Raw genomic sequence first — 23703 nt, 5'->3', positions numbered from 1 at the left:
GCCTATGGTGACTGAAACAGCTGAGCCAGCTCTGCGATGCTCTGTGGAAAATCAACCGAACAATTTGCAGCTTGTTGAAGGTATTGGCTTAATCTAGGATACATAGCAACGTAGCTATCCAGTGTGAGATCCTGTCCTGGCTGATAGCCGCCAAGAGGGATAAGGTCTTTGACTTCAAGATAACTTGAATAAGCCTGCCTAAACTGATTTGCTAAAGTGATGTGCTCTACCGGCACACAAGACGCCATACAACGACTAATAGAAGCGCCAATATCAATAGCAGGATAGTGCCCTTGCTCAGCCAGTTTTCTCGACAGCACCACATGACCGTCTAAAATCGCTCTTGCCGAGTCAACGACTGGGTCTTGTTGGTCATCCCCTGCCGCAAGAATGGTATATATGGCAGTTAAGCTGCCAACGGGATTTTCTCCATTTCCTGAACGTTCAAGTAATTGAGGTAACACATTAAAAACGGATGGCGGATAACCTCGGGTTGCAGGAGGCTCGCCCAATGACAAGGCTATCTCACGCTGAGCCATGGCATAACGAGTCAAAGAGTCCATCATCAGTAAAACGTCTTTACCTTTGTCACGAAAATACTCAGCAACACGGTGGCACAGTAATGTGGCTCTAAGCCTCATCAGCGGAGATTCGTCTGCTGGCGCGGCAATCACAATCGCTTTTCTTCGAGCGTCGGCGCTTAAGTTAGTCTCAATAAATTCACGGACTTCACGCCCACGCTCACCAATTAAGCCCACAACAATGACATCGGCTTCGGTATTTTGAGCCATCATCCCGAGTAACACACTTTTGCCAACACCACTTCCTGCCATCAAACCGATGCGCTGACCTTTGCCAACAGTGAGCAGTCCATTAATAGCGCGAACACCTATATTCAGCGGTGAGTCAACAGGCCTTCGCTTGAGTGGGTTAATGGGTCTAGGTTCAAGTGACACTCGGTCACCACCGCGAAGTTTCGGCCCATCGTCAAGCACCTCACCCAAACCATTAACAACGCGCCCAAGCCAATGTTCACCAAGCTCAACGGTACTGTCCCCATCGAGTGGGATAACTTTGGCTCCCGCAAATAAACCACCAAGACGGCGTATCGGCATTAAAAAAGCGATAGCATGATCAAACCCAACAACCTGAGCCTCTATCATGTCGCCTTCAGATGTTTCCACCAAGCAGCGCTGTTCGAGCTTAAAACGACACCCCACAGCTTGAAGCATGGCACCTGAGACTTTAACCAACCTACCCGTAACACGAGCAATGGGGATAGAGTCAAGTGAAGCAAGCGCTTCATTGGTACGCTCTGAGAGCAATTCAAATGCTTGTGTCTTACTCATCGGCCTCATCACTGACTTGAGTCACCTCATCAAGCAAATGCTGCTTAACATTGTCCATGCATGCTTGTAGGCGTGAATCACAGCTCGCATCCGCTTCGGCTTCTTCGGTGACCAAATGACAACCACCCGGCAAAAGATCAGGATTTGCAACCAATTTCCACTCTTTCGCGATTTCAGCCTTGATGTCTTCGAGACGCGCTAGGTCTTGTGGATTTAGATGAACCGTCACCTTTTCTGTTTTACCCGGCATCGCTTCTAGTGTTTCATCGACTAAAGCCAAAATCTGTTGTGGCATAAGGGTGAGCTCAGCGCGAATGACCTGCTGAGCCACTTTCTGTACCAATTCACAAATAATATGCCTTTGCTGCTGCTCCCGTTCTGCTTGCCAATGCGACAATGACTGGTAGATTGCGTTAACTGGCTTGGTTGCTTCGACAAAGGCTTGTTTACCTGATTGTTCGCCGGAGACAAATCCTTGTTGGAACCCCTCTTTTTGTCCCTCAAGTAAACCTTGCTGCTGCCCTTGAGCTAACCCTTGACGCATACCTTCTTCATGCCCTTGGTCAAGCCCGGTTTGAAAACCTTCTTGGAGTCTTTGCTGAATTTCAGCTTGAGAGTCGTGCCAGTCGTCATCGATGGCAAAGCTTTCATCAACCTCTGCCGGTTTCGCTAACGGAGGAAAACGATGGATGCGGTAGCCCGATGTCGGTATTTCAAAACACTCAGATTTGGTTAAAGCCATGATTTACTCCACTCTGGGTTCGTCATAAAGAATTAACTCTATTTCATCGGCTTCATCGAGCTCTCTCACCATTTGCATAATGTCCAGTCTGGCTCGTTCAACTCGGCTGAGTGGTACCGCTCCGCGCACTTCCATATCATCTTCCAACGCTTTTATCATACGCTGGGGCATCGCACTCTTAATCGCTAACTGAAGCTGTATTTCAGCACCTTTTAATGCTAACGACCACAACTCCAACGGAACTTGCTGAACCAAACGATCCATTGTTTCTTCGGGCTGACGCCCTAATACCATAAAATCAAACATGTTCTGCTCAATTTCATTGACAACATCTTCATCATGCAATTTGAGCAGTTCCATTAAAGAGCCCCTGTCTCCCTCAAACCTGTTGATGATGTCAGCCACTTGTTTGACTCCAGATAGGCGAGCACTTTGGTTGATAGAGGCTTGCTCGATACAGCGCTCTATCAAATCATTAAGATCGCCGGCAACTTGGTGGTCGATATCTTGCATTTGGGCAATGCGGAATAACAACTCATCATGTTGATCTTCTGGCATACACTTTAGAACCGCTGAAGAGCTTTCCGCTGGCAAATAAGCCAGAAAAATCGCTTGCATTTGTGGGTGTTCTTTGGCGATAAATCTCGCCAATACGTCAGAATCAACCCATTGTAGCTTTTGCATATTATTGCTAATTTCATCACCATATAGAGAGTTAAGTAACCCTTTGGCTAAGTCGTTCCCCAAAGCCTTACGTAGGGTCTTAGACAGATACTCTTTAGATGCACCTCTGATACCACTGTGTTGACGAAAGTCTTCAAAGAAAGTCTGGATAACCCCATTGGCACTGTCGCTTTTTATACCACTCAATTTGGACATAGCTTTCGTCACTCGTTGAGTTTCATCACGAGTGAAATGACGCAGCACTTTAGCAGCGGCATCTTCTCCCATACCCAAGAGTACAAGGGCCGTTTGCTCAACGTGACTAAGCATTGGCTTTTGCTTTAATTGCGCTGTGTTCATTTACATTCACCCACTGTTTTAATACTTCTGCAACTCGTTCTGGCTCTTCATTTGCGATCAGCTGCAAATGTTTAAGCTGGATTTCTAATGGTGAGCCCGCCGGAGGCAGCATGTCCTGTCCCATGTCAAACCCAGACGATACAGAAATTCCTCGTTCTGATAGTTTTTGGTTGAGCACTTCTTCTCTTTCTCTCTCTTCACGAGTTTGTATATCGTCGAATATGGTGTCTTGCGCCGAGTCAGCGAACTCTAACTCTTGTGAATGATGGTCTGCACCGGTCAGATGGAGGATCAAAGGACGCAAGACAAAGAAAATCATTGCCATACCTAACATACCACCAATCACATACCGCATTGGTTGCTGAACCGTCGGATCTTGCCACCATGGAATACTGGGTGGCGCTTCAATGGCTAAAGGCGTAAAACCAAAGCTCATCAGGCTCAATGTATCGCCACGATCAGCACGGATACCTATCGCATCTGTGACCATGGTTGATATCTGCGTTTTTTCCTCGTCAGTCCATGCCTGTCCATTAGGAGCTACAGCTTGATTGAGCAATACAGAGACACTTAACTTATTGATCTGCCCTTGCTGAAACTGCGTACGACGAACACTGCTACCAACTGCGTACTGACGGTTTATTTCAGAGCGCGCATTGGTGTTTTGACTATCATGAGTTGGCGCTTCACCGGTAACTGGCGGTTGATTGCTTAAGGTTCCTGGAACGCCTAACGCTATTTGATCGACAGAGTTATTGGTGATGGTATGTTCGTTACGCACGACCGGCGTGTTATCAAGAATCTCCTGAGTCTCCTCGACCTGACTAAAATCCATATCTGCCGCAACTTGAACACGAAAGTTACTCGGCCCAACAATAGGAGTCAGCATGTCGGAAGCACGTTGAATAATTTGTTTTTCCACATTACGTTGGTATTCTAGGTACTTGGCATTGACTTTCCCTGCTTCTGCAGAACCCACATCGGCACTGAGCAAACGGCCATATTGGTCAATGACGGACACTTGCTCTGGTTTCATTGCCGTGACACTGCCCACAACTAGGTTGATGATGGCTTCAACCTGTTCAGGTTTAAGATCTTCACCGGGTTTGAGTTCCAACATCACAGAGGCAGAAGGTGCTTCACTATTTTGTCTGACGAACAGTGTTTGGCGAGGTATTGCCAGATGAACCCTAGCATTGGATACCGAATTGAGTGACATTATCGTGCGGATCAACTCGCCTTCTAAACCATGACGATAGCGTGCCGTTTCCATAAACTGACTGGTACCGAGTGAACTATCTTCATTCAGTGAGTCCAAACCTGTGGGCAGCTTAGCCTTGACGCCCTTCGCCGCCAATAGCATCCTAATCCTTGCAACCTCACCTTCCGGCACCAGTACTTGACCATTCTGCTCCTGCAATCGGTAGTTGATTCCTTCAGATTCAAGTACCGAAACGATTTCACCAGTATCAAACCTTTCTTGTTGACTATACAAAGGTCGGTAGCTTTGCGTCGAGCTCCACAGCGCCACAACGATTATCGCCGCGACAATAGCAGCTAAAACCGCAGACAAAACTAAGTTTCTTTGACTATTTGACCATAGCCGTTTGATTTGTTCGGTTAAATCGTGAATCCCTCTTTGGGAAGAGGCTTCACGACTAGAGGCATGCAGAGGTGCACCACCAGCGACTTGTGTTGTTAATTCTGACATGGGCTACACCGGCATCTTCATGATGTCTTCAAATGAGGTCACAACCTTATTGCGTACTTGCATCAAGGCATCGAAGGATAAACTCGCTTTTTGACTCGCTATCATCGCACCAACGAGATCATCACTTTGACCTGTTTCCACAGCGGTCATTTTATTACTGGCTAGAGATTGATATTGATTGACAGAGTCAAGAACATTCATCATTGCATCAGAAAAAGACAGAGACGAAGTGATATTCTCCGTATCTAGAGGGTTCGCTGAGATCGCAGACTCAGGCTGAATAACCGATTGCATCGCATCCATTTTAGACAACATCAACTGCTCTGCGCTTATCGTATTGTGGATAGGGTGACTTGCCATGAATTTTCCTCCTTTAAGCAGCCGAGCCAAGAGCTGACTGCAGATCAATACCTTGTTCACGCATTGCCGCTAGTTTGTATCGCAATGCGCGCGTAGTCACACCAAGTGCATTAGCCGTCTTAGTGCGATTTCCGCCAAAATGACGGAGTTGTTCGAGAATATATTGATACTCTGCCTGCTTCTTAATTTCGACATGCCCCATAGTGTGCGTAGGTAAAGAATCTTGAATAGAGCAAGGAATATCAACAGGTAGCATAAGGTCTTGAGCGGTAATGTAATCGCCATGACGCATAACCAATGCACGCTGAATCACGTTTTCTAGTTCACGAATATTGCCGGGCCAGTGGTACTGACACAACGCGGCTCTGGCATCATGAGATAGTTGGCATTGGCTGCCGTCTTGATACTTGTTGATAAAGAATTGGCTGATGGGCAGGATATCTTCACTTCGATCTCGAAGTGGTGGCCAATGCAAAGGCAATACGTCCAAACGATAATAGAGATCTTCGCGAAATCGACCATGTTTCACTTCTTCACGCAGATCTTTATTCGTTGCTGCAATGACACGAATATCAAGCTGAACCGCTTTATGACTACCAACGCGTTCCACTTCTCGCTCTTGCAATACCCGCAGCAACTTAGCCTGTACGGAGGGTGACATTTCACCAATTTCATCAAGAAAAAGTGTGCCCTGTTCTGCCTCCTCAAATTTACCGCTTTGCGATTGAGTCGCTCCAGTAAAAGCCCCCTTAACATGGCCAAACAACACAGCCTCTAGCATTGATTCTGGAATAGCTGCGCAGTTTACAGCAACAAAAGGCCCGTCAGCTCGAGACGAATGCTGATGAACATAACGTGCTAGGACTTCCTTACCTGTGCCAGATTCTCCGGTAATCAACACGCTAGCTTTGGTACATGCGGCTCTGTGAGCAAGTTGAAGAACTTGTTTACTACGCCAAGATTCTGCAACAAGATTCGCTATTGGTTTGCCAACAACCTCAACACGACGAAGTAAGCTTACCAACTGGCTACTTTCAAATGGACGTAAAAGATAATCAGTCGCTCCCGCTTTCATTGTTTCTGCGGCAAGCATTCCTTGATTTTGCTCAACAATTGCTATGGCCACACCAATCCCAGACTTTTTATTGTGACAATGAACGAATTCACGCACGCACATATCAGGCAAATTGGAACTGACTAAGGTGATCGCTGCATTGGCTTCAAGTAGCGCACTGCGCCCTGTTCGAACATGGATGACTCGGTATCCAGACTGTTCGAGTACTTTTATGATCGGCTGTGCAAAGTCATCCTTGGGCTCGACCAACAAAATACGTACTTTAGTCATCTTAAGCCTCTTCCGTGTTTTTAATGGTTTTCGTTTTTTGTTGGGGCACTATTTGTTCGTTACTTCGCACTATCCTAATCGTCACACGACGATTTTTCGCCTGATCTTCTGGAGTATCATTGCTTGCGATAGGATAACGAACCCCATGTGAGCGAACTTGTATCTTATCCTCTGCAATTCCATAGCTTTGAAGCGCATGTGCAAGTTCGTTTGCTCTTTGTCTAGATAGGTTCAAATTGCTCAAATCCGAACCAGTGTTGTCACTATACCCATCAATGAGAACTTGGGTAACGCTTGTATCTGCCTTAAGATAAGTGGAAAAATCAGCTAAGATTTTCTTTTGTATACCGTCAATGGCGTAAGAACCCTGACCAAAGTAGATGGTGAGGTTTTGTGCGGTTTCATAAGACATCTTTGGCAGTTGAGTTAAACAACGTCGAAACTCTAAAAGTGGTTCTTGAATCCGGACTGTAGGCAATTGCAGCCATTGACGTTCGGAAACTTCTTTTCCGCTGAGATGAAATGCAATCCAGCTACCTTTGGTTAGTTTATCTAAAAGAACATCGATATTTTGGTGAAATGTAAAATAGCTATTTTTAATTGATGTATTCTGACCTACTGGCTTATTTTTATTATCGATACTCCAAGGTTCTGGGGTGCTATATACTTGTGCATATTTCCAGCGATTATTATTTCCAGCCAAAGATATTTTAAAAGTTAACTTGCCTATTTCCTCTGAGAGGAAGGAAAACTTCCCGTAGGAAGAGTTTTCAAAAATTAAACTGCACTCTAAGCGACTTCCTTTATAAATCCAATTAACTTCATCCATTGGAATTCCCCAGTCAAAATTTGCCATAGCAGACGAGCAGTAGAAAATAATAAGTAATAAATATTCTCTTTTAACATTGATATTCATAACTTTCTTTAAGGCCATTAAATTATTGAAATAGTTATTTATTGAAAATTATTTCGTACACGTGATGGTATAAACTATAAGATGCGACATCTAAACCAAATAAATTAAACATTTTTTAATCAAAACAACAACTGCGTAACAAATAAACAAAAACCCTTTAAAACCAATTGAATAAAGTGAATTAATATGCGGCGAATGCGACGGACTCGCACTCAATCCATTCACACCTTGCATGTATTGCAAACTAACCTTTTTTATTTTTAATGAGAAGATGTGAATAAGGAATTAAAATCAACATATGGAGTAAAGTCACAAATTTTATAAACAAGACTTATTTGCAACAAAAAAACCTATGTAATGATGAATGAATTGATGTAGAAATTTATATAAGTACTTTTGTCAGAAAATGGTAAAATATAAATGGATAGATTCAGCAAGATATCAATTCCAGATTTTCAAATGTTAAGTATTGAATCTCTAGGAAAGCCGATTCACATTATTCGAGACAAATTGGATAATTTAATATCAAACTCATGCAATATTTTAACCTATGAACTGCAAAATTGGCTAAAGTCACACCACGTAAAAACCAACATAAATACCGTTTCACTTCACACCTTTGCCAGTAGTGAAATGGAAAAATCATTAATAAGTACATTTAAACATCAATCAGGCGGAAGAATATTTGCGTACATTGATGGCCCTGTACTGATTAAACTCTCCGACAGTTTTTATGCGGCCAAAGTCGAACGAAACAGCAGTGAACTCTGTAGCAGCGACCTTCGGCTTCAAGAAAAAATAGGGACTATTATCGCTAGTTGGTTGGCACCAAGCGATATGTGGACTCGAGGCAAGTTTGAACCGACCCAAGGGACCGGACTTTATGCCACCATTAGTATCAACTTTGGCGGTCATCAAGGCCTTATTCACATCAAACTTGACCATGTACTTATCGATACCTTGACGGACGAATTAGCGCTTCAACCTAAACAGTCCATGTATCAACCCTTCTGCCAATCTCTGGAATCTACGCCTGTAAAACTCAATGTTTTACTTTGTCAAAAACGTATTCGACTGAGTGAACTTCTATCATTGCGACCCAAGGATATATTGCCCATCGAATTACTATCCTCCGCGCCGGCAAGTATCGGACAGCAGCATTTGTTTAATGGCACAGTCGCAGACAATGATGGACAACTTGTTTTAATTCTCAACCAAGATAAGGAATCTTTTAAATGAGCACGTCAACCGATATTCCCGCTTTTAACACAGACGAATTAGACTTCGATGATTTTCAATTTGATGAGTCAACAAACGAAAACTTAGATATGAGCCACTCCATTCCAGAGCGAGATTTAAGTTTCTTCAAAAATATTCCCGTTACCGTCACCTTGGAAGTGGCAAGTAAAGATATCGCCCTTGGTGACTTAATGAAAGCAGGGGAAGGGAGTGTTATAGAGTTGGACAAACTCAATGGCGAACCCCTTGATGTCAAGGTCAATGGTTCACTCATGGGTCATGCTGAAGTTGTGGTTGTTAATGAAAAATATGGCCTAAGACTGATTGATGTTGTCGATTCAGCCCTTGATTCTGCGATTCAATAGAGGCTTTGGACACGCATGACTAGATCTTCTTCCATAGTGAGGTGGATAACACATATTGGCTGGTTAAGCCTACTGATTGGTTTCCCTTGTGCAGCAAATGAGTCAGGCTTAACCATCCTATCGGTCACGGATGGCGCATCACAGCAAGAATACAGTGTTAAATTGCAAATTTTGCTCTTAATGACGGCATTGAGTTTTCTACCTGCGTTTATTCTCATGGCAACAAGCTTCACGCGGATCATAGTAGTATTGGCGATTCTTCGTCAGGCACTTGGCCTTCAACAAAGTCCACCTAATCGGGTATTGGTTGGTATTGCCTTAGCTCTTTCACTTTTAATCATGCGTCCAGTGTGGAGTGATATCTACCAAAATGCTTTCCAGCCCTATGACAGTGGCGAAATAACCTTAGTGCAAGCCTTTACAATCGCAGAAAAACCTGTGCGACATTTTATGCTATCTCAAACACAAAAGAGTGCGTTGGAACAAATGTTGCGGATTGCCAATGAGCCTCAAGACATCGCGGTTGAAGACGTTTCTCTAGCCGTTATTCTTCCTGCATTTGTGATAAGTGAGTTAAAAACTGCCTTTCAGATTGGTTTTATGCTGTTTATTCCTTTCTTAATTATTGATCTGGTAGTCGCGAGCGTATTAATGGCCATGGGCATGATGATGCTATCACCACTTATCATCTCTCTGCCCTTTAAATTGATGGTATTTGTCTTAGTCGATGGATGGGCCATGACCGTAGGCACCCTTTCAGCCAGCTTTGGCTAATAAGGAGGATCAATGACACCTGAAATGACCGTCACTCTGTTTTCCAATGCGGTATGGCTCATCATCTCAATGGTGGCTGTTTTAGTTATCCCAGGGCTGATCGTTGGGCTAGGTATCGCCATCTTTCAAGCCGCAACTCAAATAAATGAACAAACTTTAAGCTTCTTACCACGCCTGTTAGTGACCTTACTTATGGTGATATTTGCCGGACACTGGATGCTAAGAAAAATCATGGACCTATTTGATTACTTGTTTCACAACATTCCGGGAATGATCGGCTAATGGATATCACCTTTGCAGACATTTCCCGTCTTCTTGGTCAGCTTTGGTGGCCATTTTTTCGAGTCGGGGCAGTATTCATTTCTATGCCCTTTTTCGGCGATGCTTTGGTTCCCCTATGGGTTCGAAGCTTGTTGGCTCTGTCGATTGTTGTGATCTCAGCGCCGCTTATGCCCACAATGCCTGCTGTGGATCTTTTTTCGCTGACCTCACTATTTTTGGCCTTTGAACAAGCGATATGGGGATTGTTCTTTGGCCTGATACTTCACTTGCTGTTTAGTATTTTTACCACGCTCGGACAGACTATTTCGATGCAAATGGGCTTAGGTATGGCGATCATGAACGATCCTGTCAATGGCCTGTCTGTGGCCATTCTTGGGCGTTTATTTCTCATTTTTAGTACATTACTTTTTTTATCTCTCGAAGGGCATCTAGTCGTTATTGACGTTCTCGTTCAGAGCTTTTCTATTTGGCCCGTGGGATCGGGGCTAACGTCAGCATCACTGCAAGGTGTCGTCAACATTTTCGGTTGGATGTTTGCTTGCGCGCTCGCGCTCGCTCTTCCTGCGATTGTTTCTATGCTATTGGCAAATATTAGCTTTGGTGTAATGAATCGAGCTGCGCCCTCACTCAATGTCTATGCGCTGGGTTTCCCTATGACCATGCTTTTAGGTCTTTTTAGTGTCTTGATTTCCATCTCTGGCGTCCCCAGTCGATACACCATTTTGGTTAACGACACTTTACGTTATCTAAACCTATACATAACGGGGGCTGGATGAGCGATTCTTCTTCTCAAGATAAAACCGAAAAGGCGTCACCACAAAAGGTTAAAAAGGCACGCGAACAAGGCCAAATCCCAAGAGCGAAAGAGTTTACCACTGCAGCACTGTTTCTTGTTGTCACAGTGTATTTTCACAGTCAACTCAGTGTGGTTTGGAACAAGATTGCCGGTATATTTCGCTTCAACATGTCTCTGACAAAACAAGACTTAGAAAATCCAATGCAAATGATAGAGCAACTCGGGCACAGCCTTGGCGTTATCATTACTTTGCTGCTTCCACTATTTGTCGTCATTATTCTGATTACATTGGCTAGCACTATGATGGTAGGAGGTTGGATATTTCGGCTCTCTAATGCGCAACCTAAACTGAGCAAGCTCAATCCATTGAGTGGCATAAAGCGTATGTTTTCTAGTCGTTCAGTCGTTGAGCTGCTGAAATCGACCATCAAAGTCTTGGTGATTTTCTCCATTCTTTACGCTTATCTGAATAATCATCTTCAGCCCTTACTCGGTATGCAGAGATTACCTCTTACACAAGGTGTTGTGAGCGTAATGCAAATCTTGTTCGATGGTCTTTTGCTCATGGGGCTCGCCCTTCTGCTGTTTGGAGTACTCGATATTCCTTATCAGAAATGGGAACACGGAAAAGAGCTAAAAATGACCAAACAAGAACTCAAGGAAGAATTCAAAAATAACGAGGGTCGCCCCGAAGTCAAGCAGCGCATTCGGCAAATCCAGCAACAATTTGCTCGCAGAAAAATTAATAAAATGGTGCCAGATGCTGATGTCATCATCACCAATCCAACGCATTTCGCTGTCGCCATTAAGTATGACTTGAGCCGTTCGGATGCCCCATTTGTGGTCGCAAAAGGCGTCGATGAAATCGCAATGCACATACAAAGGGTCGCACGAGACAATCAAGTTGAAATTATCAATGCACCGCCATTGACTCGGGCGATATACCACACTACCGCCATCGAGCAAGCTATACCCAGTCAGCTCTACGTGGCTATCGCTCATATTCTCACTTACGTGATGCAACTTAAAGCATTCAAAAGCGGCCAAGGTGCGAAACCAATGCCTTTGCCCCACATAGCAATTCCAAAGCACTTGCAACATTGATCATCCGTTTTTAACCAAGGACACCTGCTCATGCTCAATCGGATAGCACAAATAAAAAATTCAACCAAAGGCTATGTAGGAATACCGCTGGTCTTACTAATGATATTGGCAATGGTTATTCTGCCTCTTCCACCATTGCTACTAGACGCCTTGTTTACGTTTAATATCGTTCTGGCTATTTTGGTTTTATTGGTGAGTACTACCGCCAAGCGTCCGCTGGACTTTTCGATTTTTCCCACCATATTGCTGGTTGCAACTCTTCTAAGATTAACCCTCAACGTGGCCTCCACACGCGTAGTGTTGCTCGAAGGTCACAACGGTGGTGATGCGGCAGGTAAAGTCATCCAAGCGTTTGGTGAAGTCGTCATTGGCGGCAACTATGTCGTTGGTATGGTTATTTTTGTCATATTGATGATCATTAACTTTGTGGTTATTACCAAAGGAGGAGAACGAATCTCAGAAGTATCTGCTCGTTTTACCCTTGATGCCCTGCCCGGCAAACAAATGGCCATTGACGCCGATCTCAACGCAGGTTTAATCGACCAGCAAGGGGCACGTCGCCGGCGGCAAGAAGTGGCTAATGAAGCTGACTTTCACGGTTCAATGGATGGCGCCTCTAAATTTGTGCGTGGCGATGCTATTGCCGGTTTACTGATTCTGTTCATCAACATTATCGGTGGGATAAGTATCGGTGTTTTTGAACATGGCTTACCGGCTTCTGAAGCGTTCAAAACTTATGCCCTACTGACTATAGGTGATGGACTAGTTGCGCAAATACCGTCCTTACTTCTTGCAACAGCCGCTGCGATCATAGTAACTCGCATTAATGATAGCGATAATGTGTTATCAGAAACAATGCACAAGCAATTATTGGCCTCTCCTATCACTCTTTTCACTGGCGCGGCCGTTATGTTCATTATCGGCATTGTACCTGGTATGCCGCACTTTGCTTTCTTTAGCTTCGCTGCCGCATTGGCCTTTGCGGGATGGCGACAAAATAAAGTCAGCTTGCATGATCCTGAACTTGAACAAGTCGACGTCATAACCCAAGCGATGCAGCAAGATGAAACGCCGCTTAGCTGGGAAGATATTCCCCATGTACAAACACTTTCTCTCGCTCTTGGTTATCGCTTAGTTCACTTGGTTAATAAAGAGCAAGGAGCCCCACTGACTCAAAGAATTCGTGGCGTTAGGCGAAATCTATCAGAGCAAGTCGGCTTTTTGCTCCCTGAGGTTCGTATTCGCGACAATTTAAGTCTCAAACCAAACCAATACACTATCGCCTTAAATGGTGAAGTCATTGAACAAGGCTTTATTGAACCACAGCGTCTAATGGCCATTGCCGTAGGTGAAACTTATGGTGAAGTGGATGGTATTCTCGGCAGCGATCCCGCCTACCAACTGCCAGCGGTTTGGATTGAGCATCAGGATAAAGCCAAAGCGTTAAACCTTGGCTACCAAGTTGTTGATGATTCAACCGTCATTGCAACCCACATTAGTAAAGTCATCAAAACCCATTTGTCTGAGCTGTTCAATCATGACGATGTCGATGCCATGATCCAAAGACTCACCCAACAAGCACCAAAGTTAGCGGAAGCATTAGGTGCAGCGCTTACCTCAGCCCAACAACTCAAAGTCTTTCGCCAATTACTGCTCGACCAAGTGCCTCTACAAGATATTCGAACGATTGCCAACACTATGTTGGAATCTTCAGAAAATACCAAAGATCCAATCCTACTCGCCGCCGATATTCGCTGTGCGTTAAGACGAACTCTGGTGAGTTTAATTGCAGGTACAGATAACGAGCTTAAAGTTTATGCGTTATCTGATGAACTAGAGCAAATGCTGATGACGTCATTGCAACAAGCACAATCTAACGGAAGTATTAGTCTAGATAGCTTTCCCGTTGAACCCAATATCCTTGCTCAATTCCAACAAAACTTGCCTTTGATTAAGCAACAACTAAAGCAGCAAGGGCTCGCGCCTATTTTACTCGTTATGCCACAACTTCGCCCATTACTTGCCAGATACGCGCGCACTTTTTCGGCGGGGCTAGCGGTATTGTCATACAACGAAATCCCTGAAAGCAAACAAATTAATATCGTTGGTAATCTAGGGTAATTGCTTTTATTTCTCTGATTATAATCCCCACCAATTGGCGTAATCCTGCCCAATTGGTGGAATAAAGATCACCAAAAATTCATAAAAATCATTAATTTCGCCTAGATTGCATTTTTTTTATTAATCTCAAGCAGATTGCGTCCGCCTCTTGTTAGTGACCAGGGGAAATCCTGAAGCCAACATCTGAGTATTGTGACCAACCAAGGAGACCAAGATGGCTTTATCAATGCACACTAACTACGCATCTCTAGTAACTCAAAACACGCTAAGCAGCACAAACGATCTATTGACGACTGCTATGGAACGCCTAAGTACTGGTATGCGTATTAACTCTGCGTCTGACGATGCAGCTGGCCTAACTATCGCGAATAAACTTGAAGCGCAAACTCGTGGCATGTCTGTCGCAATGCGTAACTCTCAAGATGCCATCTCTATGCTTCAAACCGCAGATGGTGCTCTAGAAGAGTTAACTAACATTGCATACCGCATGAAAGACCTTGCAACTCAAGGTGCGAACGGCACAAACGGCACAACTGAGCTTGCAGCTCTCAACGCCGAGTATCAAGAGCTTGAAAAAGAAGCTGTACGTATAATGGGTGAAACAACATACGGTGCAGGCCAGAAGCTACTTGCTGGTGGTAAGCTTGCCGGAGCCATTGATTTCCAAATTGGCGCATCGGGCAGTGAGAAGCTTACCGTTGATGTATCTACTGCACTAGGCGATATCGACTTCACTACAACTGGTGACCTAGCTTCTAATACTGATTCTAACGCACAAATCGCTGTTGTTGACGGCCTATTTGATAAAATCAACACTGTGCGCTCTTCACTAGGTGCAAATATCAACCGCCTAGAGCATACCATCAACAACCTAGCGAATATCTCTGAAAACACAGCTGCGGCGAAAGGTCGTATCACAGACGCAGACTTTGCCGTTGAGTCTTCTAACATGACGAAGAACCAGATGCTAATGCAAGCAGGTACAACGGTTCTTTCTCAAACCAACCAACTACCTGGTATGGCAATGTCTCTACTTCGTTAATAGACGGCCAACCCCTTCTAATAGCAACTCCGTAAACCCGTTACTCCGCATTCTTTTATACCCGTTGAATGCCTCAGGTAACTTTGCCCTCAAACTCAATGTTTGGGGGCTTTTTTATTCGATTAATCCCCAAAATAATATTAGGGAATAACTTATATTCGACCAGAAGTTAACATAGTAATATTCCCCTTAGTCCTTTCATCAGATACTTTTTGTTTTGCCATTCTACATATTTCGTCAATTCTCTCCGACGTAATCACGTTATTGTCGTCAGTAGAAGTATTATAGTTGTATTTATCAAGTACTTTTCCACTACCAACAATCCCATTTTCCTTGACATATTTATCGAGTATTTTATTCATCTCTATTGTTAATGACTGAAAGATTTTTTCGCCAATTTTATCTCTAACCGCTCGTTTTAATTCAGGAGGGTAGCTGAGCGAACTAGTCGTGTCTAACTGCGCCTTATCGACAATAACTCTGGCTCCGCTTTCTAAGGAACTTTTACCAGCATCTTTGGGTGAAACCCCAAGCCATTCAGAGATATCACTGAGTACCTGCTTTTTATCTTTGACTGTTATGCCATTATCTTGGACATAGCGATCTAATATTAAAGCCACATAACAGACCATATGTTGCTTGATACCTTTCACCTTAATCTCTGCTTCTGACTCTTCAGCTTTCGCTGTCCTCGTGGTTTCTGGCCCAGTATTTTTCAGAGTTTTTACATCACCCTGAGTGTTTCTGTGAAAATAATTGGCAAAGGGATTCCGACTTGATTTAGGTTTCAGCTTGTTCACTTCTTCATCTTGCTGCTTCTTTCCCAAAGACGAAAATACATCTTGGCAAGCCGATGTTACAACTGATTCACCATTACGACTAAGCCAATATTTCTGCGATATCCCATCCACATCCAAAGAATTCATACTGGTGAGTTTTACTGATTCACTCTCACTAGGCAAACTAGCCGACACTCTATCTTTATGAGTATTCGTAAGAGAATAAGATGATGTAAAAAAGTGCATATGCAACCCTATGAAATTTTAAGTGGCTGAGTAGTTATTTTATCTAGCGATAAAAAGAAATTTATTTTCTAGTAAAATCTACCATTTCAAAGATTGGGAATAACTAAGGTAAAAACCTGATATTATTATTAAGAGATGTAAGTGGTTGCAAAAAACCATTTAATATTATCATTTATCATATCCTTAATATTTCAAATAAATACCTTGATTTTTAACATCTACGCAACCTCTAAATAAACAATATCTCGCACAGCGAGTTCAACTTATGACCTCTCAAAAATTAATGAATGGCTACTTTACCAACAACCATAAAGAGTCAAAACGACAACATGAGTCAATAAGACCAAAATATATTAAGTCAAAATAACTCAATTTAATTCAAAAACCTACTATTTTACAGAAGCTTAGATCATGGCATGGAATATGTAAGTTAATTATTAGAATAGGAGACTTTGCTATGAAATTTGAACAAAAACACTATGTGCCTAAAAGTGGCTCGGAAAAGATGGCTTTGCTGGTAACTAAGCTACTTAAAAAGACATTAAACCTTTTTTACGGTGGCAAATATGCACGGCGGGCCATGTTGCTCGAAACGATTGCCGCTGTTCCCGGCATGGTTGCGGGCGTATTCAATCACCTCAAAGCACTGCGCAGAATGAAAGATGACGGTGGATGGATTAAAGAACTATTAGACGAGGCAGACAACGAACGTATGCACCTGATGATATTTTTGCGCATCACTCAGCCGTCTATTTTTGAGCGTGCTTTAGTAATGACGATTCAGTTTATTTTCGTGTTGGTATATAGCGTTATCTACCTTCTATCCTCAAAAACAGCACACCGTATTGTTGGTTATTTCGAAGAAGAAGCCTGCAATAGCTACAGCGAATTTATCGAAAAAGTACTGGACGGTACCGTTGAAAACTCCCCCGCCCCAGAGATCGCTGCTCGTTATTACCAGCTAGGTGAAGGCGCAATGTTGTTAGATGTATTGGAGTGCATTCGCCAAGACGAAGCCAAGCATCGCGATAAAAACCACGACATCGCCGATGCCTACAAATTTAAAGACCTTCCAGAACATCAAAGCTAGCTCCCTATTAGGAGGAATTATGTCAAGAAACAATCACCATATTGATGAGGCTGAATTTGGATTATCCGTTGGTATTTCTCACTTGATGGTCGAAAAAGGCGAGGTATTTTACTCGAGACAGGACACATACAAAAAATGCCTCGCGCTGTCCGAGCATTGGCGAAACCTTAAACGAAGTCTGCATATCACGTTATGATCCGCTAACAGTAAGGTTTTTATCGCCGCTGAAATGAGTTTTGTGCAAGCTTTCCAACGGTAGCTTGCACATTTTTCTTCAATGCAATAACTATCCAAATTTTCAGCATTTATACCGCTTGGCGCTCATCCTCAGTAGACCACCATCCCATCAAGCCCAATTTAACCAAAGCAACAAAAAAGACCGCAACCGTCATAATCAAAGTTCCCAAGGAAATTTGCTCTGAAATAGCAGGTACCATAAAGAAGATCATCTGAGGGACACAAATACATATGGTTAACATTAAACCGTCCATCATTAGATGAAACTTAGTCGATTCTTTTATCCCTCGACTGATCAAAGAAAATAAATAGATATTCATTGTTAATCACTCCTAACGACTTCCACATTATATAATCAGCATATAATATGCCAACTAGCAGAAAATCAGGATAGTATCTATAAGAATCAATCTATTACCATGAATTTGTCAGAAAGTAATTATAAAATGCCAAAAAACCGACATTGGTAAAAATCATAGAATCGCCGCTTTTTCTAAGCTCCATTTCTCATACTCAATATTATTCGAGCTAGATACAAGGCTATAAATATTTCTTATTTTGTTATTAATAAATTTATCTTTAAACATGCTTAAATCAGAGCTATACATGGTCTATTGCCATCTGGCACAAGCAATTTAAATACAGAGTATTGAACCTTATAACTTGGCTAATATGGAAGAGATGATGACTAAAAAACTAACAACGGCTGCAGGTTGTCCTGTTAGCGATAACCAGAATGTAATGACAGCTGGCCCTCGCGGCCCGCAGCTACTGCAAGATGTGTGGTTTCTTGAAAAAATGGCACACTTTGACCGTGAGGTGATCCCTGAGCGACGCATGCATGCTAAAGGGTCCGGAGCGTACGGTACCTTCACGGTAACCCATGATATTACAAAATACACACGCGCTAAGATCTTCTCTGAAATTGGCAAAAAGACCGAATTATTTGCCCGCTTCTCGACAGTGGCTGGTGAGCGCGGTGCCGCTGATGCCGAGCGCGATATTCGAGGCTTTGCACTCAAATTTTACACTGAAGAAGGTAACTGGGACTTGGTCGGTAACAATACGCCGATCTTTTTTATGCGTGACCCCCTTAAATTCCCAGATCTTAACCATGCCGTTAAGCGCGACCCTCGCACCAATATGCGCAGCGCAGTCAATAACTGGGATTTCTGGACATCCCTACCAGAGGCTTTCCATCAAGTCACCATTATCATGAGCGATCGAGGCATTCCTGCTTCCTACCGTCACATGCACGGCTTTGGTAGCCATACGTTTAGCTTTATCAACGCCAACCAAGAACGTTACTGGGTTAAGTTTCACTTTAAAACTCAGCAAGGTATCAAAAATCTAACCGATCAAGAAGCGGCCGAAATTATAGGCCACGATCGTGAAAGTCATCAAAGAGATCTGTATGACGCTATTGAGAAAAAAGAGTTTCCTCGATGGAAGATGTACGTACAGATCATGCCTGAACTTGAAGCAAATGACGTCAGCTTCAATCCATTTGACTTAACTAAAATATGGTCACAAAAAGATTATCCACTCATCCCTGTTGGTGAACTTGAGCTCAACCGAAATCCGGAAAACTACCACGCAGAAGTCGAGCAAGTGGCGTTAAATCCTGGCGCTGTCGTTCCTGGTATCAGTTTCTCACCTGATAAAATGCTACAAGGAAGATTATTTGCTTATGGAGATACTCAGCGCTATCGACTAGGCGTCAATCACCATCAAATTCCAGTCAACGCGCCTAGATGCCCAGTTCATAGCTACCATAGAGACGGAGCGATGCGTGTTGATGGTAACTATGGCTCGACAATTGGCTATGAGCCAAATTCACAACAGGAATGGGCAGAGCAACCCGACTTCTCTGAACCACCAATGCGTATCTGTGGTGATGCCGATCATTACGATCACAGAGTCGATGAGGATTACTTTAGCCAAGCTGGCAACTTGTTCCGCCTAATGAATGAAGAGCAGCGCCAAAGACTATTTGATAATACCGCTCGCGCCATGCAAGGTGTACCAAAGGCGATTCAAGAGCGCCATATTAATCACGCTTTCCAAGCCGATGAAGATTATGGTAAAGGCCTAAAGACGGCCCTTGGCCTTGATTAAAGCTAATATTTAGCAAATTATGGGTTAGCCACAGCCATATAAAAAATTCGCTTGCGGTTCCACTGGAAAGCAAGCGAATTTTGTAAAGACATTTAAATCAGCGCTATTTATTTTGCGCTTTTTCTTGTGCCTGTTGCATGATCTGCTTCATTTGCTCTTGCTGTTTCTTACGACGCTCCGCGAGAGTATTTTTTTGTTCTGGCGTCAAAACTTGATACATGTCATGCTCTGCTTTAATTTTCATTACTTGAAGTTCAAGTTGCTTTTCATTGTATTGGCGAAGGATGTTTTTCACTTTCTCTTCATCAAATTTTTCATCTTGAACAACCTTTGTCCATTGCTCCACTTCTTTCGCCACTTTGTCTTGACTCGGCGTCAAAGCTTGGCTTTTAGTTTGTAACTCAATTTGTATTTGTCTAATTTTGCTTTCTTGCTCTAAGGTGATAGTTTCTAGCCCGAAAGGCTTAGGTGGCGCTGCCTTTGTTGTTACTACTTGGCCTGCTTGCTGAGTTGGAACAGAAGTCGCGGATTGATTATTGTCAGCAAAAGTAGGTAAGCTTACAAAAACTAATAGCGCGGTCATTAAATATGGTTTCATACACCCTCACATATAAACATGGTTAATAATTTAATAAAATTGAATATATTTTTTGAATTTTAAATGGAAAATAAAAATCAGAACTTACTAGACACCTAAAAAAGGTTAAAAGTTCCTATTTAAACTTAGATTTTACTAAACGAACACATTTCTAATCCTATTTGATAAATTTCACCACAGAAATTTGACAAAGTTTCTATTCAATTCTGTATGTTTAGCTTAGATAAACCAAGTAAATAAATGTTAATTTAAATCATAGAATCATAATAAAAATATAATTATTAACACCAACAATAGATCTCATCATAGGTAAATTATCATTCATTGAATTTTAAAAGTTTTTTATAAAAAATACAGATAGAATGAGCCAGCCATAAATATCACTTATAAATAATAGAGAGGCTATTATTATAATTTCAAATGAAAAGGTAATATTGATACCGGCATATAACCCAAATGATGCTCTTATACACCTTATCTCAGATATAAGAATATTATGTCGTTGCCCAATCCTCGTAGTCAATGATGGTTCGGGGGCTAAGTGTAGCTATATCTTTAACCAGATAAGGTCTCTCGAACAAGTGACAGTCATCGAGCATGATGCAAATTCAGGTAAGGGCCAAGCTCTGAAAACAGGTTTTACCTATATCCTGAAATCTATGCCAAAAGTCAACGGTATCATTACTGCTGACGCAGATGGCCAACACTCACCCAACGACATTACTCGTATCGTAAGTAAGTCAATACATCCTACATACAACAGCAAGAGCCTATTGCTAGGTACTCGTACCTTCAATGGCAAAGTGCCTCTGAGAAGTAAAATAGGCAATATCATCACTGAAAAGATTTTCCAGCTTATCACGCGCACTCAAATCGCAGATACCCAAACAGGGCTTAGGTACTTGTCTGCTGATCTTGCCAAGAAGTGCTTGGATATTGAATCGAATGGCTATGAATTTGAAACAGAAATGCTACTTTTGGCCACTCGCAAACGCTGTACTATTAAAGAAATTGAGATTGAAACTATCTATATTGATGATAATCGTTCGTCCCATTTTAGTCCTTTAAAAGATTCAATAAAGATATATTGGACTTTCTTGCGATTTACAGGTGTTTCTATCTCCAGCGCAATTATAGATTACCTATTGTTTTATATAGTCTTGTTGCTTACTGATTCCACTTTAAAATCTTTTGTGATCGCAAGGCTTTTCTCTGCTTGTTACAATTATACAATGTCAAAGAGAATTGTTTTCAAATCGGATGAGGACAGTTATGACTCCATTGTTAAGTATATAGTTCTGGCCATTACACTGCTAATTTCATCTATATTATTAACTCAAATAATCATAAATCTAGGAATTTCAGCCATGTATGCAAAACTCATTGCAGAATGCTTACTGTTTATTTCTAGTTTCGCCATTCAAAAGCTTTTTGTTTTTAAAAAAACTCATCAAGCCTAGTCATTCATCTATAAATATTGATATAAATAATCCTGCCTTTTAAGGGGCAGGATTTTTTGAAGTCATTGCCTAATTAACTTATAGGAAGTTAAATGATACGGTCAATGATACTGTATCTATGTCGTTATTGCCGACCGTATAATTCATATAATTTGCTCCTAAAGACACTGGGCCAAATATAGCGTAATCTGCACCTATACCCCACATAAAGTCTAATTCATCTTCATCTTTATAGTTAATAGAACTAGAATCTTGTTCCCAATAGTGTGCACCTGCTTTAGCGTATACCTGTAAAGGACCAAAGTTAATGCTTGGCTTGAGCGCCGCATAATATGAAGAGGCCTCTACTTTACCATTGCCAAAATCAAACTCACCAAAATTGTTGTAGCCAGCTTCAACACCAATAAAAGGCAAAATCCCAGTCCCCACATGAACTGAATAAGTGGTGGTATCTTCCGAGTTAAGATCGGATTGACCAATTGATGCACCGCCATAGAGCCAAGAATCCGCAGAGGCTGAGGCTGATAGCCCGATTAACGCTAACGCCAAGATAGTATTTTTCATCGAAAACCTTCGGTTAAATATATAGGTTACTAAAAACAAAAATATCAAAATACTATAGATAAGTCACGGTGTACAGATGTCAAATGAAAGTAATATATTACAAACATAACATTATACTAACGAATAAAACAATTATTACACATTCTATTTATTTATGTGTTTGTTTATTTAAAAATGAATTGTATATAATAGAATAATTATAGAAAAATATATAATATAATATGATTTAATTGACAATGCCTTACCTATCTCTGAAATGAAACTATCGTACGTATCATCAAAATCTATCAAAGCATACTTTGATAACACTTCAATATCTTATTAGCCTTGAAGGGCATTAGAATAGTTGGTGCATTTGGAAGTAAACCCATTTATTTTCTTTAAGACAGATTAATTCTGTGATCTATTTTTTTAATATGTGAAATGTCAATTTTATCTATTACACGTTTTAAATTATACGCTCACAAACACTGACTATATCCGTTGTATTAATAATAAATATAAATAATTATTCCTTGTCTTATAAATAAGGTCTCTACTATGAAAATTATTAACTTATCTTTATTACTTGCAGCGTTTTCATTCTCAGCACAAGCCAGCTTTGCCCCAACTCATGTTTATCTTGACGGAAAAGCCTATCCCGTGGTTGAACTCGAATCAGATGTGGTCACCCAAAGCTCTGTCGAGATAGATCTCAACAAAGAAGAGCGTCAGAAAATGGATAGCAAGGGATTCGCTGAGCTTTCAAAATCTTTTAATTTCTCATGCCGACTTACCCTGTCCAACACGTTTTACTTCACTGAGCTTAAGCCTGGCGATTCAACCATGCTGTACTCATTTGATCAAACCTGCGCTTACAAACGTGCATCTGGCTCATTAACAAACTTATCCAATGCTTGGCTCAGTTTACAACTTGTTGATGGAAACGGCTCTGTGGTTGGTGGACCAAGTCGATCTGTCTATGCTAACCCCAATAAAGGCAAGTACTACTGGGTTGTGATTAACCGCTCGACTGGCAGTCGTGGAGATGGATACATCAAAACCACAGAAATTCACTAGTCCTATAATCGCTGAAGCGCAGTCCTTCACCGATTTTATTGGCCAGCCAAGACACTCCACATTAATTAAACAAAGCGGTGACACCTCACATCGCTTTTTGCGGTCAAAAGACTTTATACCACTAGATACAGGTTATACATGTGAATAAAAAATCCCCACTTATAGTAAGTGGGGAACGCAATCACGTGGTTGTCCAAATCCAGACAATACTATCAATTGGCTATATAACGGTTTCAGAAGTCTAAAACCGGAGTGATATAAGGATAAAGAGAAAGGCTTATATCTGATGCTTATCGAGATTTCCCAAATAGGGCTTCAGGTGTAGTGGCATAGTGAATTTGGCCACCTGATTAGAGGTGTTAAGATACACCTCGTACACAACA

General features: G+C 42.0%; 24 protein-coding genes. 13 read left to right on the top strand and 11 right to left on the bottom strand.

Annotated elements, in window-relative coordinates:
• Positions 1-2: 2 nt before the first annotated feature.
• The 7 genes from QQK21_RS06870 to QQK21_RS06840 are packed head-to-tail and all read right to left on the bottom strand — an operon-like array spanning position 3 to position 7446.
• On the bottom strand, positions 3-1349 hold the full coding sequence (locus QQK21_RS06870; RefSeq protein WP_284191462.1) for a FliI/YscN family ATPase: 1347 nt from the start codon (positions 1347-1349) through the stop codon (positions 3-5).
• On the bottom strand, positions 1342-2091 hold the full coding sequence (gene fliH, locus QQK21_RS06865; protein WP_284191461.1) for a flagellar assembly protein FliH: 750 nt from the start codon (positions 2089-2091) through the stop codon (positions 1342-1344). Before fliH ends, QQK21_RS06870 begins: the two co-directional genes overlap by 8 nt.
• A 3-nt stretch (positions 2092-2094) precedes the next feature.
• Positions 2095-3114 (bottom strand): flagellar motor switch protein FliG, encoded by a 1020-nt coding sequence (locus QQK21_RS06860; protein WP_284191460.1) that lies wholly within the window; start codon positions 3112-3114, stop codon positions 2095-2097.
• On the bottom strand, positions 3077-4825 hold the full coding sequence (fliF, locus tag QQK21_RS06855) for a flagellar basal-body MS-ring/collar protein FliF (RefSeq protein WP_284191459.1): 1749 nt from the start codon (positions 4823-4825) through the stop codon (positions 3077-3079). The genes QQK21_RS06860 and fliF overlap by 38 nt, the downstream gene beginning before the upstream one ends.
• Before the next feature lie 3 nt (positions 4826-4828).
• Positions 4829-5185 carry a flagellar hook-basal body complex protein FliE gene (gene fliE, locus QQK21_RS06850; RefSeq protein WP_284191458.1) on the bottom strand — a complete coding sequence of 119 codons (357 nt, stop codon included), beginning with the start codon at positions 5183-5185 and terminating at the stop codon, positions 4829-4831.
• 13 nt (positions 5186-5198) lie between these two features.
• Complete coding sequence (locus QQK21_RS06845) at positions 5199-6530, bottom strand: sigma-54-dependent transcriptional regulator (RefSeq protein WP_284191457.1); 1332 nt, start codon at positions 6528-6530, stop codon at positions 5199-5201.
• 1 nt (position 6531) lies between these two features.
• Positions 6532-7446 carry a MotY family protein gene (locus tag QQK21_RS06840; RefSeq protein WP_284191456.1) on the bottom strand — a complete coding sequence of 305 codons (915 nt, stop codon included), beginning with the start codon at positions 7444-7446 and terminating at the stop codon, positions 6532-6534.
• Between the two features lie 420 nt (positions 7447-7866).
• On the opposite strand from QQK21_RS06840, the gene QQK21_RS06835 reads away from it, so the two are divergent.
• From QQK21_RS06835 to lafA, 8 genes are all read left to right on the top strand, one after another.
• Positions 7867-8685: a FliM/FliN family flagellar motor switch protein gene (locus QQK21_RS06835; RefSeq protein WP_284191455.1), complete on the top strand. Its 819-nt coding sequence runs from the start codon at positions 7867-7869 to the stop codon at positions 8683-8685.
• Complete coding sequence (gene fliN, locus QQK21_RS06830; protein WP_284191454.1) at positions 8682-9050, top strand: flagellar motor switch protein FliN; 369 nt, start codon at positions 8682-8684, stop codon at positions 9048-9050. The genes QQK21_RS06835 and fliN overlap by 4 nt, the downstream gene beginning before the upstream one ends.
• A 15-nt stretch (positions 9051-9065) precedes the next feature.
• A complete protein-coding gene (fliP, locus tag QQK21_RS06825) occupies positions 9066-9824 on the top strand; it encodes a flagellar type III secretion system pore protein FliP (RefSeq protein WP_284191453.1) in 759 nt (252 codons plus the stop codon).
• A gap of 12 nt (positions 9825-9836) precedes the next feature.
• Entirely contained in the window at positions 9837-10106 is a 270-nt protein-coding gene (gene fliQ, locus QQK21_RS06820) for a flagellar biosynthesis protein FliQ (RefSeq protein ID WP_284191452.1), read from the top strand.
• Positions 10106-10882, top strand: coding sequence for a flagellar biosynthetic protein FliR (gene fliR, locus QQK21_RS06815; RefSeq protein ID WP_284191451.1), 777 nt, complete (start codon positions 10106-10108; stop codon positions 10880-10882). The genes fliQ and fliR overlap by 1 nt, the downstream gene beginning before the upstream one ends.
• Positions 10879-12006, top strand: a complete 1128-nt coding sequence (flhB, locus tag QQK21_RS06810) for a flagellar biosynthesis protein FlhB (RefSeq protein ID WP_284191450.1) — start codon at positions 10879-10881, stop codon at positions 12004-12006. Before fliR ends, flhB begins: the two co-directional genes overlap by 4 nt.
• Before the next feature lie 30 nt (positions 12007-12036).
• Entirely contained in the window at positions 12037-14127 is a 2091-nt protein-coding gene (gene flhA / locus QQK21_RS06805; RefSeq protein ID WP_284191449.1) for a flagellar biosynthesis protein FlhA, read from the top strand.
• 214 nt (positions 14128-14341) lie between these two features.
• Complete coding sequence (lafA, locus tag QQK21_RS06800; RefSeq protein ID WP_284191448.1) at positions 14342-15169, top strand: lateral flagellin LafA; 828 nt, start codon at positions 14342-14344, stop codon at positions 15167-15169.
• A 152-nt stretch (positions 15170-15321) separates the two neighbouring features.
• Here lafA and QQK21_RS06795 read toward each other — a convergent pair whose 3' ends face one another.
• Positions 15322-16194 (bottom strand): hypothetical protein, encoded by an 873-nt coding sequence (locus tag QQK21_RS06795; RefSeq protein ID WP_284191447.1) that lies wholly within the window; start codon positions 16192-16194, stop codon positions 15322-15324.
• Positions 16195-16651: 457 nt separating this feature from the next.
• On the opposite strand from QQK21_RS06795, the gene QQK21_RS06790 reads away from it, so the two are divergent.
• Both QQK21_RS06790 and QQK21_RS06785 read left to right on the top strand, forming a co-directional pair.
• Positions 16652-17284 carry an alternative oxidase gene (locus tag QQK21_RS06790; RefSeq protein ID WP_284191446.1) on the top strand — a complete coding sequence of 211 codons (633 nt, stop codon included), beginning with the start codon at positions 16652-16654 and terminating at the stop codon, positions 17282-17284.
• A gap of 19 nt (positions 17285-17303) precedes the next feature.
• The gene (locus QQK21_RS06785) at positions 17304-17480 is read left to right on the top strand and encodes a hypothetical protein (RefSeq protein WP_284191445.1); all 177 of its coding nucleotides are present in this window, start codon (positions 17304-17306) and stop codon (positions 17478-17480) included.
• Positions 17481-17589: 109 nt separating this feature from the next.
• On the opposite strand, the gene QQK21_RS06780 is transcribed toward QQK21_RS06785, so the two are convergent.
• Positions 17590-17841, bottom strand: a complete 252-nt coding sequence (locus QQK21_RS06780; RefSeq protein ID WP_284191444.1) for a hypothetical protein — start codon at positions 17839-17841, stop codon at positions 17590-17592.
• Positions 17842-18202: 361 nt separating this feature from the next.
• Between QQK21_RS06780 and katE2 the strand changes: the two genes are divergently transcribed.
• Positions 18203-19639: a catalase KatE2 gene (gene katE2, locus QQK21_RS06775; RefSeq protein WP_488803717.1), complete on the top strand. Its 1437-nt coding sequence runs from the start codon at positions 18203-18205 to the stop codon at positions 19637-19639.
• 103 nt (positions 19640-19742) lie between these two features.
• On the opposite strand, the gene QQK21_RS06770 is transcribed toward katE2, so the two are convergent.
• Entirely contained in the window at positions 19743-20237 is a 495-nt protein-coding gene (locus QQK21_RS06770; RefSeq protein WP_284191442.1) for a Spy/CpxP family protein refolding chaperone, read from the bottom strand.
• A 434-nt stretch (positions 20238-20671) separates the two neighbouring features.
• On the opposite strand from QQK21_RS06770, the gene QQK21_RS06765 reads away from it, so the two are divergent.
• On the top strand, positions 20672-21697 hold the full coding sequence (locus QQK21_RS06765; RefSeq protein ID WP_284191441.1) for a bifunctional glycosyltransferase family 2/GtrA family protein: 1026 nt from the start codon (positions 20672-20674) through the stop codon (positions 21695-21697).
• Between the two features lie 78 nt (positions 21698-21775).
• On the opposite strand, the gene QQK21_RS06760 is transcribed toward QQK21_RS06765, so the two are convergent.
• The gene (locus tag QQK21_RS06760; protein WP_284191440.1) at positions 21776-22261 is read right to left on the bottom strand and encodes an outer membrane beta-barrel protein; all 486 of its coding nucleotides are present in this window, start codon (positions 22259-22261) and stop codon (positions 21776-21778) included.
• A 540-nt stretch (positions 22262-22801) separates the two neighbouring features.
• Here QQK21_RS06760 and QQK21_RS06755 point away from each other — a divergent pair.
• Complete coding sequence (locus QQK21_RS06755) at positions 22802-23320, top strand: hypothetical protein (RefSeq protein WP_284191439.1); 519 nt, start codon at positions 22802-22804, stop codon at positions 23318-23320.
• The last annotated feature ends 383 nt before the right edge of the window (positions 23321-23703 follow it).

Origin of the sequence: Vibrio zhanjiangensis (assembly GCF_030161235.1) — a bacterium.
GTDB lineage: Bacteria > Pseudomonadota > Gammaproteobacteria > Enterobacterales > Vibrionaceae > Vibrio > Vibrio zhanjiangensis.
This window is presented reverse-complemented; position numbering and strand designations above follow the sequence as displayed.